We start from the raw sequence: 12,614 nt of genomic DNA on the forward strand, positions 1-12,614 counted from the left end.
CACGATCTTTTGATCGTTAAAGAATCGCGAGGCACGCTCACTCCACCAGGCCCCTTGCAACGTTCCGGAGCTTGTATGGCTAACCCTTATCGCGAGATTTTCAGCGCCCCCGGCAGCAAGGCCTTTTGCGCCGCCGGCCTGATCGCCCGTATGCCCGTCTCCATGGCGGGTATCGGCATCATCACCATGCTCGCGCAATTGCACGGCTCGTATTGGCTGGCTGGTGCCGTGGCGGCGACCTTCGCCCTGGCAATGGCGTTGCTGGCACCACAAATCTCACGCGCCGTTGATCGCTACGGCCAAGGCCGCGTCTTGCCAGGCGCCGCCGCCATCGGTGTGTGCGCCATGCTCGCGTTGCTGCTGTGCAGCTATCTAGAGGCGCCTGACTGGACGCTGTTCGTCTGCGCCGGCCTTGCCGGGTGTATGCCCAGCATGCCCGCGATGGTCCGCGCCCGCTGGAGCGAGTTGTATCGCGGCTCGCCCAAACTGCACACCGCCTTCGCCTTCGAATCGGTGCTCGATGAGGTGTGTTTTATCGTTGGCCCGCCCATTTCAGTAGGCCTCAGCGTGGCACTGTTCCCACAGGCCGGACCACTGGTTGCGGCGATCTTCATGGCCGTGGGGGTGAGCGCGTTTGTGCTGCAACGCAAAACCGAGCCGCCGGTACACCCACGCACGCTGGACAATAACGGTACTGTATTGCGTCAGGGCGCCGTGCGGGTGTTGGTCATGGCGCTGTTGGGGTTGGGCACCATTGTTGGCACCGTCGACGTGGTCAGCGTGGCCTTTGCTCAGCATCAGAACCAGCCCGCCGCCGCGAGCATTGTGCTCTCGGTCTACGCGCTGGGCTCCTGCATCGCCGGGCTGGCCTTTGGCATGCTCAAACTGAAGATGCCATTGCCCAGGCTCTTCCTGCTGGGTGCACTGGCCACTGCCATCACCATGGTGCCGCTGATGTGGGCCAACAGCATCATCACCCTGGCCGCCGCCATGTTTGTCGCGGGGCTGTTTTTCGCCCCTACGCTGATTACGGCGATGGCGCTGGTGGAAAACATCGTCGCACCGGCCAAGCTGACCGAAGGCCTGACCTGGATGATTACCGGCCTGGGCATCGGCGCTGCCCTCGGCGCCGTAGCAGGCGGCTGGGTGATCGATGCTTGCGGCGCAACGGCCGGTTTCAAGGTGTCGATGGCGGCGGGTCTGAGCATGCTGCTGTTTGCCGTGTTGGGCTATCGCCTGCTGCAAAACAGCACCTCCCCCCCCTCTCGCGCGCTGGCCTAGCTTTTCACGGCGCGCCAGGCCCTGCTTGCCACACTCACCACCGCCAATACCCCTGCGCCGGCAATAATGCCGGCCACGGCGTTAAGCAAGGGCGGCACAATCGCCGACACCGAACCCAGCCACGGCGTGGTGTTTTGCGCAACGCCTTCGATCCAGTGATGCAGCACCGGCACGCCGTGGGTCAGAATCCCGCCACCGACCAAAAACATCGCGGCGGTACCGATCACCGTCAGGCTTTTCATCATGTACGGTGCGGCATTTAACACCCCACGCCCGAAGCTGCGCTGAAAGCGTCGCCAGGCGCCCTCGCCACTCTTCTGAGTCAAGTACAGGCCACCGTCATCCAGTTTGACGATACCCGCGACTACGCCATACACGCCGATGGTCATCACAATCGCGATACCGGACAGCACCACCACTTGCTGGATCAACGGCGCCTCGGAAACGGTGCCCAGGGTGATAGCAATGATCTCGGCCGACAAAATAAAATCGGTGCGCACCGCGCCCTTGATTTTGTCCTTCTCAAACGCCGCCAGGTCGACATCAGAACGGGCGGCAGCGTCTTGCAAGGCTTGACGCTCTGTGTGAGCGCTTTCCTTGCTGTGCAAAAACTTGTGCGCCAGCTTCTCAAAGCCCTCGAAACACAAGAAAGCCCCACCCACCATCAGCAACGGCGTGACCGCCCACGGCACAAATGCGCTGATCGCCAAGGCGGCGGGCACCAAAATGAACTTGTTACGGAACGAGCCTTTGGCCACCGCCCAGACCACCGGTAACTCGCGCTCCGCGCGTACGCCCGACACCTGTTGCGCATTGAGCGCCAAATCATCGCCCAGCACCCCGGCCGTCTTTTTTGCAGCCATTTTGGTCATTAACGCGACGTCATCAAGCACGGCGGCAATATCGTCGAGCAACATCAGCAAACTGCTGCCTGCCATGGAGGAGTATTCCTTAAAGTGTCAATGGACCTAAGCATAGCGTGCGTCAGCCTATAAGCTGCAATCTTGAGCCGCCCGCAAGCCCGGTGCTACCATGCCCGACCGCCACCACAGGCAAGGAAATACCCGGTTTATGAGCAGTATCCGCGAGCGTAATAAAGAACTGATTTTGCGAGCCGCCAGCGAAGAATTCGCCGACAAAGGTTTCGCCGCCAGCAAAACCAGCGACATCGCAGCCAAGGCCGGGGTACCCAAGCCCAACGTCTATTACTACTTCAAGTCCAAAGAAAACCTGTACCGCGAAGTGCTCGAAAGCATCATCGAGCCGATCCTGCGAGTCTCAACCCCGTTCAACGCCGACGGCGAGCCGAACGAAGTGCTGAGCAATTACATCCGTTCAAAAATTCTGATTTCGCGTGAACTGCCGTTTGCCTCAAAAGTATTCGCCAGCGAAATCATGCACGGCGCTCCGCACCTGAGTGAAAAACAGGTCGAACTGCTCAACGCCCAAGCCAAGCACAACATCGCCTGCATCCAGACCTGGATCGACCGTGGGCAAATCGCCCCGATCGACCCGCACCACCTGATGTTCAGCATCTGGGCGGCGACCCAGACCTATGCTGACTTTGACTGGCAAATCTCCGCCATCACTGGCAAGGCCAAGCTTGACGACAGCGACTACGAAGCCGCGACCCAGACCATTATTCGACTGGTGCTCAAGGGCTGCGCCCCGGATTAAAACCAAAACAAATTCCCGCAAGCGCTGCCGAAGACTGCGACCGTCTAAATAAATGCCTTACAGTCTTCAGCAGTTTTACAGATAATTTTTTTGCAGGCGTACTCATGGTTTTTCTTGTGGGGGCTCAACTTCTATAATCAAGACAATCTGTCCGATCAGTTTTATAGCAAACGCTAGGTATCCCAATGCGGCGCATAAAAACAGAACTGATCCCGTCGCACTCAAACTCGCCCACACCAGTGGCGAGCAAGCACGCTCCCACAAAGACAAGCTTTGCGCTTAAACCGCAACCCCCGCATCTGCCCGCAGCCCTAGCCCTTCTACCGCGCTGATCGCGCATTGCTCATCAATGTCCGAGGTGTCGCCGCTGATGCCAATCGCACCGATCACATTGCCTTGATCATCACGAATCAACACACCACCCGGCGCAGGCACGACGTCGCCCTGCCCCATCCCGTTGAGTGCCGCGAAAAACGCCGGGCGCTGCTGTGCGTCCAGCGCCAGTAAGCGCGACCCTTTACCCAAGGCAATCGCGCCCCAGGCTTTGCCAATCGCAATGTTGGGCCGCAGCAGGCTCGCGCCATCCTCACGCTGCAAGGCCAGCAAATACCCGCCCGCGTCGAGCACCGCCACCGTCAGCGGGGATGCATTGATCTGCCGACCCGCGCCGAGCGCTTGAGCGGTCAGGTTTAAAGCGACTTTCAAGGTTAAAGCACTCATGGTTGCCGTCCTTATTTTGTTATTGGAAAGCCTGGCGCGCGCCTGTATGAGCGCAGCCCGAACACAACCAATAGAACACAATAATCATGTAGTTTGTATACAATTTTTAGCTTAAAGAACTAAAACCGCAATCAAGAAAGCCCGTAGATGCGGCTCATCTCCTTCTACCACCCGATCAAACAAAACCGATTGACCTGTACACCCGTCCATGAATAAACTCGGCACACAGCCACTTGTATACAATTATAAAACGTAAGAGGCACAATCAAATGAGCAAAATGAGAGCAATCGAAGCCGCCGTTTTGGTAATGCGTCGCGAAGGTGTCGACACGGCCTTTGGTATTCCGGGCGCCGCCATCAACCCGCTGTATTCAGCCCTGCAAAAAGTGGGCGGCATCGATCACGTCCTTGCTCGCCACGTGGAAGGCGCCTCGCACATGGCCGAGGGCTACACCCGCACCAAAGCCGGCAACATTGGCGTGTGCATCGGCACTTCCGGCCCGGCGGGCACTGACATGGTGACTGGGCTTTACAGCGCCTCTGCCGACTCGATCCCGATTCTGTGCATCACCGGCCAGGCACCCCGGGCGCGGATGCACAAAGAAGACTTCCAGGCCGTCGACATCACCAGCATCGTCAAGCCCGTGACCAAGTGGGCGACCACCGTGCTCGAACCGGGCCAAGTGCCGTATGCGTTCCAGAAAGCCTTTTACGAAATGCGCTCCGGCCGCCCAGGCCCGGTGCTGATCGACCTGCCGTTTGATGTGCAAATGGCTGAAATCGAATTCGACATCGACGCTTACGAGCCACTGCCGCTGGCCAAGCCCTCGGCCACGCGCGTCCAGGTCGAAAAGGCCCTGGCGATGCTTAATCAGGCCGAACGCCCGCTGCTGGTCAGCGGCGGTGGCGTGATCAACGCCGACGCCAGCGAGCTGCTGGTGGAGTTTGCCGAGTTGACCGGCATTCCTGTGATCCCGACCCTGATGGGCTGGGGCACGATTGCCGACGATCACCCGCTGATGGTGGGCATGGTTGGCCTACAAACTTCGCACCGTTATGGCAACGCCACCCTGCTCAAATCCGACGTGGTGCTGGGCATCGGCAACCGCTGGGCCAACCGGCACACCGGTTCGGTTGAGGTGTACACCGAGGGCCGCACGTTCATTCACGTCGACATTGAGCCCACGCAAATCGGCCGTGTATTCACCCCTGATCTGGGCATCGTTTCCGACGCAGGCTCTGCGCTCAAGGTGTTCCTGGAAGTGGCCCGTGAATGGAAAGCCGCCGGTAAACTGAAAAACCGCAGCGCCTGGCTGCAAGACTGCCAGCAACGCAAAGCTACCCTGCACCGCAAGACCCACTTCGACAACGTGCCGGTCAAGCCGCAGCGCGTGTACGAAGAGATGAACCAGGTATTTGGCAAAGACACTTGCTATGTCAGCACCATCGGTTTGTCGCAGATAGCCGGTGCGCAGTTCCTGCACGTTTACAAGCCGCGTCACTGGATCAACTGCGGTCAGGCCGGGCCACTGGGCTGGACCATTCCCGCGGCGCTGGGCGTGGTCAAAGCCGACCCAAGCCGCAGCGTGGTTGCTTTGTCGGGTGACTATGACTTCCAGTTCATGATCGAAGAACTGGCCGTTGGCGCACAGTTCAACCTGCCGTACATCCACGTGGTCGTAAACAACTCCTACCTGGGTCTGATCCGTCAGGCACAGCGCGGGTTCGAAATGGACTACTGCGTACAGCTGTCTTTCGACAACCTCAACGCTCCGGAACTCAACGGTTATGGCGTCGACCACGTCGCCGTCGCGCAAGGCCTGGGCTGCAAGGCGCTGCGCGTCTTTGAACCGGACCACATCCAGCCTGCGCTGCGCAAGGCTCAAGAGCTGATCAAAGAATTCCGCGTCCCGGTGGTCGTGGAGATTATTCTGGAGCGCGTGACCAATATTTCGATGGGCACCGAAATCAACGCAGTCAACGAATTTGAAGATCTGGCGCTGGTGGGTAACGATGCACCGACCGCCATTTCAATGCTCGATTAACTGATTAGTCCTTCCCCTCTCCCACAGGGAGAGGGCACCAAAAGCAGGAGTTCACCATGCCGCGTTTTGCTGCCAACCTGTCCATGCTGTTCACCGAACAGGATTTCCTTGTCCGTTTTCAAGCGGCTGCCAATGCTGGTTTCCACGGCGTTGAATACCTGTTTCCTTACGACTACAGCAGCGCCGAGATCAAGGCGCATCTGGATGCCAACAAACTGACCCAAGTGCTGTTCAACCTGCCCGCCGGTGATTGGGCCAAGGGCGAGCGCGGCATTGCCTGCCACCCGGATCGGGTTGAAGAATTCCAGGCGGGTGTCGACCTGGCCATCGCCTACGCGCAAGTCCTGGGCAACACACAAATCAACTGTCTGGCCGGCATCCGCCCGCAAGGCGTGGACGATGCGACTGTCGAAAGCACCTTTGTGAGCAACCTCAAATACGCCGCCGACAAACTGCAGGCGGTGGGCATCAAGCTGGTGATGGAAGCGATCAACACCCGTGACATCCCGGGCTTTTATCTCAATAACACCCAGCAAGCGCTGGCGATTCAGGACAAGGTCGGCAGCGCCAACCTGTTCCTGCAATACGACATCTACCACATGCAAATCATGGAGGGCGATCTGGCGCGCACGATGCAAACGCACCTGCCACAGATCAACCACATCCAACTGGCCGACAACCCTGGACGGCATGAGCCAGGCACTGGCGAGATCAACTACCGCTTCCTGTTCGATCACCTGGACCGCATCGGCTATCAGGGCTGGGTGGGTTGCGAATACAAGCCGCTGACCAGCACCGAAGCTGGGCTGGTATGGCTTAAAACGCATAACGCGGTGTAAGACCGGCGACAGGTTTCGCACCTAATAAAAACAAGAGGATTTGTCATGGCTAAAATCGGATTTATCGGCACCGGAATCATGGGCTCGCCTATGGCCAGCAACCTGCAAAAGGCCGGGCACAACCTGTTCCTGTCCACTCACCATGGCGCCGCTCCGGCCGATCTGGTGGCCGCAGGTGCCATCGCGCTGGCCAGCCCGAAAGAAGTCGCCCAGGAAGCCGAATTCATCATCGTCATGGTGCCCGACACCCCACAGGTCGATGACGTGCTGTTTCGCGAAGACGGCATCGCAGCCGGTCTGAGCCCGAACAAAGTGGTGATCGACATGAGTTCGATCTCTCCTACCGCGACCAAGGCCTTCGCTGAAAAAATCAACGCCAAGGGCGCGCAATACCTTGACGCTCCTGTGTCAGGCGGCGAAGTCGGGGCCAAGGCTGGCACCTTGAGCATCATGGTCGGCGGCGATGAAAAAACCTTCGCCCGCGCCCTGCCCCTGCTGCAAAGCATGGGCAAAAACATCACCCTGGTGGGCGGCAATGGCGACGGTCAAACCGCTAAAGTGGCAAACCAGATCATCGTTGCACTGAACATTCAGGCCGTCGCTGAAGCCCTGGTTTTTGCCGCCAAAAACGGCGCCGACCCGGCCAAGGTGCGCGAAGCGCTGATGGGCGGTTTCGCTTCGTCGAAGATTCTGGAAGTGCATGGTGAACGCATGATCAAAGGCACCTTCGATCCTGGTTTCCGCATCAGCCTGCACCAGAAAGACCTCAACCTGGCACTGGCGGGCGCCCGTGAACTGGGGATCAACCTGCCCAACACCGCCAACGCCCAACAGGTGTTCAGCACGTGCGCCGCTATAGGCGGCAGCAACTGGGACCACTCGGCGCTGATCAAAGGCCTGGAGCACATGGCCAACTTCTCTATCCGCGACTAATCCCACCCGAGACATCCGCAACCTGTGGGAGCTACCGCAGGCTACGATCTTTTGACCTTTAAAAAGATCGCAGCCCGCGGGGCCTTCGCACACCCCGAGAAAGTTGATTGCACCATGACTAATTGCCCCGATTGGGCCACCGCCCTGTGCAATGGTTTCAGCCAGATTTTTCTGCAACGCCACCCGCTCTGCGGCGTTTTGTGCCTGCTGGCCATTGTGATCAGCGCGCCCACGCTAGTGGGCGGCGCATTGCTCGGCGCCATCGCAGGTTTACTGACCGCGCAACGTCGCGGCTATGCGAAAACCGAGCGCCAGGCCGGGCTCTACAGTTACAACGGCGTGTTGCTGGGGTTACTGCTGAGCCATCAATTGCCGTGGTCAGCCATGCTGCCGCTGCTGATCATTGCCAGTTCCGGGCTCAGCAGCATGCTGGTTCATCAATGGCTCAAGCGAGCCACCCACCCTCAAAGCCTGTTGATCTATACCGCGCCGTTCGTGGGCCTGGGCTGGATGCTGCTCAGCCTGAATCCTGTCCCTGCGCAGGCCGAACACGTGCACGCAATCAGCGGTCTTACCCTGGCTGCAGGGCTGTTCAAAGGCATCGGGCAGGTCATGCTGCTGCAACACCCGGTCGCCGGGTTGCTGATTGTGCTGGGCCTGTGGCTAAGCCGTTGGCGCGCTGCCGTGTGGGCACTCATCGGTTCATTGGCGGGGCTTTTGTTCAGTTTTTACCAACACGATGCCAGTGCGGCGCTCAGCGGGCTGGCGGGCTACAACCCGGCTTTGGCCGCACTGGCCTTAAGCCAGCAACGCCGCGGCGTCTGGCTGCCGCTCAGCGGTATCGCCGTCACGTTGCTGCTGACGCCGGTTTTCAAGGCTTTAGGGGTGCCGCCATTAACCGCCCCGTTTGTGCTCGGTTGCTGGTTGATCGTCAGCGGTATACGGCTGTTCAGACCGCAACCCGTTGCAGATGACAAGCAAAGCAGGTTGCGCATCGAGCGTTAATACCCGAATCTTCTGACATTTGGGTATCGAGCAACCTACATGAATAATCAGGATTGGCGGCAGCGCCTGTATGTGATGGTCTTTCAGTCCGACACGCCAGCCGGACGCCGCTTTGATACCACCCTGTTGTTGATCATCATGGCGAGCCTGGTGGTGGTGATACTGGACAGCATTAACAGTATTCACCGCAACTACGCCGATCTGTTGGCGAACATCGAGTGGGGCTTCACCTTTGTGTTTGCGGTCGAATACGGCCTGCGCCTGTACTGCTCGCCCAAACCCCTGCGCTACGCCTTCAGCTTTTACGGGCTGGTGGATTTGCTGGCCATCGTGCCGGGGATTCTGGCGATTTATTACAGCGACGCGCAGTACCTGCTGATCATCCGCATCATTCGCATGCTGCGCATATTCCGGATTCTCAAACTGCTGCCGTACCTGAGCCAGGCCAACTACCTGCTTTCGGCCTTGCGCGGCAGCAAACAGAAAATCATCGTATTTTTAGTCGGGGTCTCCACGCTGGTGACCGTGTTCGGCACCTTGATGTACGTGGTCGAAGGCCCGGAAAACGGGTATACCAGCATCCCGGTCAGTATCTATTGGGCCATCGTGACCCTGACCACGGTGGGTTATGGCGACATCGTGCCAAAAACAATCCCGGGGCAAATCATTTCGGCCATGGTGATGATCACCGGTTACTCGATCATCGCGGTGCCCACCGGGATATTCACTGCCGAACTGGCCAACGCCATGCGCGGTGAGCAGCTGAAGCACAAATGCCCTACCTGCAAGAAAGATCAGCACGAAACATCGGCGTCTTTTTGCTCGCGCTGTGGCAATCCACTCTTTACTAAAAACGTATAACCAAAGTGCTTTTTAATCTTTTAAGGACTATGCATCACCCGCTATAGTCGCTGGCAAATTGCCCCTATTGCTCCCTATAACAAGGAATACGCAGTGAAAAAACTCTTTAGCGCCTCCGTATTGGCCGCCGGCCTTGCCCTCAGCAGCTTCGCGCACGCGGACACCACGTTGCTGAACGTGTCCTACGACGTCATGCGGGACTTCTATAAGGACTACAACACTGCTTTTCAGAAACACTGGCAAGCCGAGCACAAAGACAACATCAACGTGCAGATGTCATTTGGCGGTTCCAGCAAACAAGCCCGCTCGGTCATCGACGGCCTCAAAGCTGATGTGATCACCATGAACATGGCCACCGACATCAACGCCCTGGCCGATAACGGCCAACTGGTGCCAGAGAACTGGGTTACCCGCCTGCCGGACAACAGCGCGCCGTTCACCTCAGCCACCGTGTTTATCGTTCGCAAAGGCAACCCGAAAGCCCTGAATGACTGGCCGGATCTGCTCAAGGATGGCGTGCAAGTGATCGTGCCTAACCCGAAAACCTCGGGTAACGGCCGCTACACCTTCCTCTCGGCCTGGGGGTATGTGCTGAAAAATGGCGGCGACGAAACCAAGGCCAAAGACTTTGTCGGCAAGCTGTTCAAACAGGCACCGGTGCTGGACACCGGCGGCCGTGCCGCCACGACCACCTTTATGACCAACCAGATCGGCGACGTGCTGGTGACCTTCGAAAACGAAGCGGAAATGATCGCCCGCGAATTCGGCCGCGACCAATTCGAAGTGATCTACCCAAGCGTCTCGGCTGAAGCCGAGCCGCCAGTAAGCGTGGTCGACAAGGTCGTCGACAAAAAAGGCACCCGTGCGGCAGCCGATGAATACCTGAAATACCTGTGGTCGCCAGAAGGCCAGGAAATTGCCGCCAACAACTACCTGCGCCCACGCGACAAGGCGGTATTGGCCAAGTACAACGACCGCTTCCCGAAAGTCGACTTCCTCTCGGTTGAAAAAACCTTCGGTGACTGGCGCGACGTGCAGAAAAAGTACTTTAACGACGGCGGCGTATTCGACCAGATCTACGGCCAGTAATCTTGCAGGTATAGCCGCTGCCGAGAAACAGGTTGCGATAAGGGCCGCGGGACCTTCACCTTCTGAGGGCCGCTGCGCACCCCATCGCAACCTTGGGCAGCAGTTACAAGCCTCACACAGGCGAGCTGTACAAAAACACAGTAAAAACAGTTGCCCTCGCGCCATTCTCTGCCCATGCTGTGCACCTTATGCGCGGCATGATGAATGAGTGGAGCTATGCGGCTGTTTCTGTGTGAAAAACCTTCCCAGGCCAAAGACATTGCGGCCGTGCTCGGCGCCAGCCGACGCGGTGATGGCTGCTGGGTGGGGCCTGATGCCACGGTCACGTGGTGCATCGGTCACCTGCTCGAAACCGCCCCGCCAGACGCCTACGACGAACGCTACAAGCGTTGGGTGCTGGCCGACCTGCCGATCGTGCCTGACACATGGAAGATGCGGGTTAAACCCAAAACTGCCAGCCAGTACAAAGCGGTCAAACGCCTGCTCGGAGAAGCCCGCGAACTGGTCATCGCCACTGACGCCGACCGCGAAGGTGAAATGATCGCCCGCGAACTGGTCGAGCACTGCCGCTATCGCGGGCCCATCCAGCGCCTGTGGCTGTCAGCCCTGGACGACGCGTCGATTCGCAAGGCCCTGGGCGCTCTTAAGCCCGGCGCCGAAACCTTCAACCTCTACCACTCCGCCCTGGGACGCTCGCGGGCCGACTGGTTGATAGGCATGAACATGAGTCGCCTGTTTACCTTGCTTGGGCGCCAGTCAGGCTATCAAGGCGTCTTGCCCGTAGGCCGAGTGCAAACGCCGACCCTGCGTCTCGTGGTTGACCGTGATCGCAGCATCAGCGACTTTGTGCCCGTCGCGTATTGGGCGATTGACGTGCAGCTCAACCATGCCAACCAGTTGTTCACCGCCCAATGGCGGGCCGACCCCGACACCTGCGACGATCAGGACCGCTGCCTCAATCAGGCTCATGCACAACAGGCCGCAACGGCGATCAACAACGCCAGCCATGCCAGGGTCAGCAAACTGCGCACCGAGCGCATGCGCGAAGTCGCGCCCTTGCCATTCGACCTTGGCACCCTGCAAGAAGTGTGTTCAAAAAAGCTCGGCCTCGGCGCCCAGGAAACCCTCGACATCGCCCAAGCGTTGTACGAAACCTACAAAGTCGTGACCTACCCGCGCAGTGATTGCGGCTACCTGCCCCAAAGCCAGCACGCCGAAGCTGCCTCAATTCTGACGGCCTTGCGCCAGGCCGATCCAAGCCTTGCGCCGCTGGCCGAACACCTCGACCCACAACGCCGCTCACGGGCATGGAACGACGCCAAAGTCAGCGCTCACCATGGCATCATCCCCACCGCCGCCGCTAAAAATCTCGAACGCCTGAGCGGTAAACACCGCGCTGTTTACACCCTGATTCGTGCGCGTTATCTGGCGCAGTTTCTGCCCAGCCACGAATACGACCGCACGCAGGCCGATTTCGATTGTGCTGGCCAGCACCTGCGCGCCGTCGGCAAACAAATCGTCGAGCCGGGCTGGAAACGCGCCCTGCCTGAAGCCCTGGCCCCGGCCAAAGGCCGCGAAGCTGCGGCGCCGCAACCTTTGCCGGTTCTGCGTGAAGGGCTCGACTGCGCGATTGCCAACGTCCACCTCAAAGACCTGTGGACCCAACCGCCCAAGCCCTTTACCGAAGGCGACCTGATCAAAGCGATGAAAAACGTCGCCAAACTGGTGCAAGACCCACTGCTCAAACAAAAGCTCAAAGACACCACCGGTATCGGCACCGAAGCGACCCGCGCCGGCATCATTCAAGGCTTGCTCGACCGCGGCTACCTGATCAAAAACGGCAAGGCACTGGCGGCCACAGCGCCGGCTTTCAGCCTGATCGACGCCGTACCCCGCGCCATCGCCGATCCAGGCACCACCGCTATCTGGGAGCAAGCGCTGGATATGGTGCAAAGCGGCGAAATGACCCTCGACATCTTCGTCGCCAAACAAGCCGCCTGGATGAGCAAACACATCGAGCGCTGCAGCGGTCTGCGCCTGACCATCAGCGGCCCGGCCAGCCCGGCGGGTGTGGCGCCAGCATGGAAGAAAAAACGCAAAAGCCCGGCGGGCAAACCCAAGGCCAAGCGCGTGACCAAGGCCAAAAGTGCATGAGTGATCAGGC

11 protein-coding genes are annotated in these 12,614 nt (G+C 59.0%); 9 read left to right on the forward strand and 2 right to left on the reverse strand.

What is annotated here, in order from left to right:
• The first annotated feature begins 75 nt into the window (after positions 1-75).
• Positions 76-1,281, forward strand: a complete 1,206-nt coding sequence (locus ACIQYF_RS06495) for an MFS transporter (RefSeq protein ID WP_402858306.1) — start codon at positions 76-78, stop codon at positions 1,279-1,281.
• On the opposite strand, the gene ACIQYF_RS06500 is transcribed toward ACIQYF_RS06495, so the two are convergent.
• Positions 1,278-2,219 (reverse strand): DUF808 domain-containing protein, encoded by a 942-nt coding sequence (locus tag ACIQYF_RS06500; RefSeq protein WP_402858309.1) that lies wholly within the window; start codon positions 2,217-2,219, stop codon positions 1,278-1,280. The two genes, ACIQYF_RS06495 and ACIQYF_RS06500, sit on opposite strands and share 4 nt — an antisense overlap.
• Before the next feature lie 133 nt (positions 2,220-2,352).
• Here ACIQYF_RS06500 and ACIQYF_RS06505 point away from each other — a divergent pair, with 133 nt between their 5' ends.
• Positions 2,353-2,958 (forward strand): TetR/AcrR family transcriptional regulator, encoded by a 606-nt coding sequence (locus ACIQYF_RS06505; protein WP_402858312.1) that lies wholly within the window; start codon positions 2,353-2,355, stop codon positions 2,956-2,958.
• A 279-nt stretch (positions 2,959-3,237) separates the two neighbouring features.
• Here ACIQYF_RS06505 and ACIQYF_RS06510 read toward each other — a convergent pair whose 3' ends face one another.
• On the reverse strand, positions 3,238-3,678 hold the full coding sequence (locus ACIQYF_RS06510) for a heme-binding protein (protein WP_402858315.1): 441 nt from the start codon (positions 3,676-3,678) through the stop codon (positions 3,238-3,240).
• Positions 3,679-3,947: 269 nt separating this feature from the next.
• Between ACIQYF_RS06510 and gcl the strand changes: the two genes are divergently transcribed.
• The 7 genes from gcl to ACIQYF_RS06545 all read left to right on the forward strand — a co-directional run bounded on the left by gcl (position 3,948) and on the right by ACIQYF_RS06545 (position 12,604).
• Positions 3,948-5,723: a glyoxylate carboligase gene (gene gcl, locus ACIQYF_RS06515; protein WP_402858318.1), complete on the forward strand. Its 1,776-nt coding sequence runs from the start codon at positions 3,948-3,950 to the stop codon at positions 5,721-5,723.
• A 56-nt stretch (positions 5,724-5,779) separates the two neighbouring features.
• A complete protein-coding gene (gene hyi, locus ACIQYF_RS06520) occupies positions 5,780-6,562 on the forward strand; it encodes a hydroxypyruvate isomerase (RefSeq protein ID WP_402858321.1) in 783 nt (260 codons plus the stop codon).
• A 45-nt stretch (positions 6,563-6,607) separates the two neighbouring features.
• Positions 6,608-7,495, forward strand: a complete 888-nt coding sequence (locus tag ACIQYF_RS06525) for a 2-hydroxy-3-oxopropionate reductase (RefSeq protein ID WP_402858324.1) — start codon at positions 6,608-6,610, stop codon at positions 7,493-7,495.
• Between the two features lie 114 nt (positions 7,496-7,609).
• Positions 7,610-8,500: an urea transporter gene (locus ACIQYF_RS06530; protein WP_402858327.1), complete on the forward strand. Its 891-nt coding sequence runs from the start codon at positions 7,610-7,612 to the stop codon at positions 8,498-8,500.
• Between the two features lie 39 nt (positions 8,501-8,539).
• Positions 8,540-9,361 carry an ion transporter gene (locus tag ACIQYF_RS06535; protein WP_402858330.1) on the forward strand — a complete coding sequence of 274 codons (822 nt, stop codon included), beginning with the start codon at positions 8,540-8,542 and terminating at the stop codon, positions 9,359-9,361.
• Between the two features lie 93 nt (positions 9,362-9,454).
• A complete protein-coding gene (locus ACIQYF_RS06540) occupies positions 9,455-10,450 on the forward strand; it encodes a sulfate ABC transporter substrate-binding protein (protein ID WP_402858333.1) in 996 nt (331 codons plus the stop codon).
• Positions 10,451-10,666: 216 nt separating this feature from the next.
• Positions 10,667-12,604 (forward strand): DNA topoisomerase III, encoded by a 1,938-nt coding sequence (locus ACIQYF_RS06545; protein ID WP_402858335.1) that lies wholly within the window; start codon positions 10,667-10,669, stop codon positions 12,602-12,604.
• The last annotated feature ends 10 nt before the right edge of the window (positions 12,605-12,614 follow it).

Source organism: Pseudomonas sp. NPDC096917, assembly GCF_044762555.1.
Taxonomy (GTDB): domain Bacteria; phylum Pseudomonadota; class Gammaproteobacteria; order Pseudomonadales; family Pseudomonadaceae; genus Aquipseudomonas.